The organism is Streptomyces sp. NRRL WC-3549 (assembly GCF_000721935.1).
Taxonomy (GTDB): Bacteria; Actinomycetota; Actinomycetes; order Streptomycetales; family Streptomycetaceae; genus Streptomyces.
In genome coordinates this window covers 27,398-30,646 of the sequence record NZ_KL585429.1, presented here as the reverse complement: position 1 = coordinate 30,646, position 3,249 = coordinate 27,398, and the positions used below count along the sequence as shown (strand labels likewise).

Sequence of the window (3,249 nt, the reverse complement as noted above, 5' to 3'; positions counted from 1 at the left end):
CCGTTCACCGGGCCGGCGGGCGCCGACGCTCCTCAGGACCGGCGGCGGGGTTTCCCGCTCCGGCCGGAGCTCTTGCCGCCCCCGGACCGCGCCCCGCCCCGGGAGGCCGAACCGCCCTTGCCGGCGGAGGGCTTGCGCGGGGTGCCGCCGCCCTTGCGCGTGGTGCGCCCGGCGGTCTTCTTCGGCTGCTGGGCGGCGGGCCTCTGCGGCCCACGGGTGCTGTTGACGGTACGCCCGCGCACGATCCCGATGAACTCCTCCACCAGGTCGGTGGTCCGCGACTCGGGCCAGGACAGGGCGACGCCGGACTCCGGGACCCCGGTGGCGCCCTCGGCCGCCTCGTCGTCCGCCGCGCCCCCGCCCCCCGTGAGCGGGCGGTAGGTCAGGTCCTTGCGGTGGTGCAGCCGGGCCAGCGACTGCGGTACGACGAGCAGCCCCACCCCGGCCGCCACCAGCTCGACGGCGTCGGCCGTCGTGGCGGGCCGCTCGAACGCGGGCCGGCCGGGCGGTCGCTCCCAGCCGAGGGTGTCGTCGAGGGGGTGCAGCACGATCTCGTCGGCGAGGTCCCCGGCCGACAGCTCCTCCACGGCCGCCCCGGCGTGGTCCTTGGGGATGACCACCACGGTCGTCTCGGTGTAGAGCGGGATCGCGCTGAGGTCCGTACGGTCCACGGGCAGCCGCAGCAGTCCGGCGTCGGCGTCTCCGCGCCGCAGGGCGTCGGCCGCCTCGGCGGCGGGCACGCCCACGAGGGTCAGCGGTACGTCGGGCAGCCGCTCGTTCCAGATCCGGACCCACTTGGTCGGGGTCACGCCCGGGACGTAGGCGAGCCGGAACGACGGGGTTACTTCGGAGCCTGTCACCCCGCCAGGCTACCGGGGCTCCTGCCGTGGTCGGAGCCCTCCCGCATGCTCGATACCCTTGCCCCATGACGTCGCACCAGAGCACCCAGACCATGAAGCCCGCCACGGCGGCGAAGAAGCTGGGTGTGTACCTCGAGGCCACCCCCGCAGAGTTCCAGGAGGGCGTCGTCTCGCGCACCGAGCTGAACGCGCTGCAGACCGACCCGCCGGCCTGGCTGCAGGAGCTGCGCCGCAACGGCCCGCACCCCCGGCCGGTGGTCGCGTCGAAGCTCGGCGTCTCCATCGCCGGCCTCGCCCGCGGCGGGGTCACCGAACCGCTCACGACCGAGCAGATCGACGCGCTGAAGCAGGAGAACCCGGAGTGGCTCCAGAAGGAGCGCGCCACCCAGGCGGAGGTCCGCAAGGAGGCGGCCCGCATCAAGGAGCGCGACGCGGCCCGCGCCGCCGAGCGGGCCGAGGGCGACGCGCGGGCCTGACCGTCCACGACGGGGCGGGGACCGGGCGGACCGTCCTTCTCGACGCCTTGACCAAGACCGGCCGACGGGTCGCGCACGGCCCCGCGACCGGGCGGGACCGCTCGCGGGGCCGGGGCCGACCGGTACGCCCGTCCCGGCCCGGGCCGTCGCAGGGCGCCGAAGGCCGGGGCCGGGAGCCGCTCACCGGCCGGTGACATGACTCACGCCGAACCCGGCCGGAGGCCGGGCTGCCTCCGGCCGGAGACCGGCGTTCCCCGGCCGTGACCGCGACCGCGGCCGTGTTCAGCCGGGGCCGGCACCGCCGGGCCGTCTGTGCGGCGCACCGAGCAGCCCCCGTCGCTTCCCCCCCCACCGAATCCACCAGGCGGCCGTCCGGTCGCAGCAGCGGCACCGCCGGCACGGCGAGCCCTGTACCGGCGTCGAGAGCCGCGTGCGGGAGCGCGACGACCCGGGACCGGAGCATGACGAGCGGACCCGGGGCACCTCACGTGGACGGGGCCGGTCTCCCCGGCGGGGCGGGCAGCGTCCGCCCCAGGCGGGCGAGTGGGGACAGGGCCATCACCACCGGTGACAGCAGCAGGAGGCTGGTGCGCGTCCCCCACGCGTCGGCGAGGAAGCCGCCGAGCAGCGAGCCGAGCGGGGTCAGCCCCATGCCGACGAAATTGATCGTCGCCGTCACGCGGCCCTGCATCCCGTCCGGAGTGAGGGTCTGCCGGACGGCCATGACCGTGACGTTCACCAGCTGGCTGAGGGCCCCGAAGACGGCGGCGGCCGTGAGCAGCGCGGGAACCGTCACCGCGGGAGGCCCGTGCAGCGCGGGCACGAACAGGAACGCCCCGTCGCCGAGTGCCGCCGCGGACACCAGTACGGTGCCGTGCCCGAAGCGGCCCGGCAGGTGGGCGGCCAGCAGCGAGCCCAGGAGCGCGCCCGGTCCCGTCGCCGCGAGTACCAGGCCGACGACGCTACCCGGCAGGTGCAGATCCCGTGGCAGGAACAGCAGATAGACGGTCATCACAGCCGCGAAGAAGAACTGGAAGGCGGCTGACGCCAGACCCACCGCCCGGAGCGAGGGGTCGCCGACGACGAAACGCAGGCCCTCACGGATACGCCGCCAGACCCGAGGCGGCCGTGCCGCGCGTTCCGGGACGGACTCGCGGCGGCCGATCCGTCGTATCGACAGGAACGACAGCGCGAAGAACAGCGCGCCGGAGGCGGCGGCGATCGGCGCCGACAGCACCGACACCAGCGCACCACCGAGGGCGGGACCTCCGATCTGCGCGGCGGACCGGCTGCCTTCGAGCGCGCTGTTGCCCGCCACCAGCTGGTCGCGTCGCACCAGCCGCACCAGAGACGTCTGGTAGGACACGTCGAAGAACACGGACAGGGCCCCGACGGCGAAGGCGACCGAGAGGAGCTCCGGCAGGCCGAGCGCACCGAAGAGGCCGGCCACGGCGGCGCCGCCCAGGGCCAGGGCCCGGCCGGCGTCGGCCAGCACCATCACCGTACGGGTCCGCCACCTGTCCACCCACGCGCCGACGAAGAGCGACAGCAGCAGGACCGGTGCCTGCCCCACCGCACGCAGGGCGCCCAACTGGCCGGCACCGGCGTCGAGCGTCAGGACGGCGAAGAGGGGCAGGACCACCAGAGTCGCGTGTTCGCCCAGTTGGGAGGCGGTCTGGCCGACCCAGAGCCTTCGGAAGTCGCGGTCGTGCCACAGGTGTGGCGGAGCGGGCCGCCCGGACGCGGATTCGGCGGAGGAAGCGAACGGCACGGGCACCCCCAGGTGACCGGAGACGATACCGCCGACCGGCGCCCGACAGGCGGTCCGGGCCTCCGGCGGGCGGAATGACCGGCCGCGCGGACGGGCGTGTGCCCTACGTCGCCCGCCCTGGCCGCCCTGGCCGCCCTGGCCG

General features: G+C 75.7%; 3 protein-coding genes. 1 reads left to right on the top strand and 2 read right to left on the bottom strand.

Annotated features, from left to right (window positions below; translation table 11 throughout):
* Nucleotides 1–32: 32 nt before the first annotated feature.
* A complete protein-coding gene (locus tag IH13_RS0129715) occupies nt 33–860 on the bottom strand; it encodes a LysR family substrate-binding domain-containing protein (RefSeq protein ID WP_031089155.1) in 828 nt (275 codons plus the stop codon).
* Between the two features lie 65 nt (nt 861–925).
* Here IH13_RS0129715 and IH13_RS0129710 point away from each other — a divergent pair, with 65 nt between their 5' ends.
* The gene (locus IH13_RS0129710) at nt 926–1,336 is read left to right on the top strand and encodes a DUF5997 family protein (RefSeq protein ID WP_031089154.1); all 411 of its coding nucleotides are present in this window, start codon (nt 926–928) and stop codon (nt 1,334–1,336) included.
* A gap of 484 nt (nt 1,337–1,820) precedes the next feature.
* Here the strand turns inward: IH13_RS0129710 and IH13_RS0129705 are convergent, their stop codons facing one another.
* Nucleotides 1,821–3,107: an MFS transporter gene (locus IH13_RS0129705; protein ID WP_031089153.1), complete on the bottom strand. Its 1,287-nt coding sequence runs from the start codon at nt 3,105–3,107 to the stop codon at nt 1,821–1,823.
* Nucleotides 3,108–3,249 lie beyond the last annotated feature (142 nt).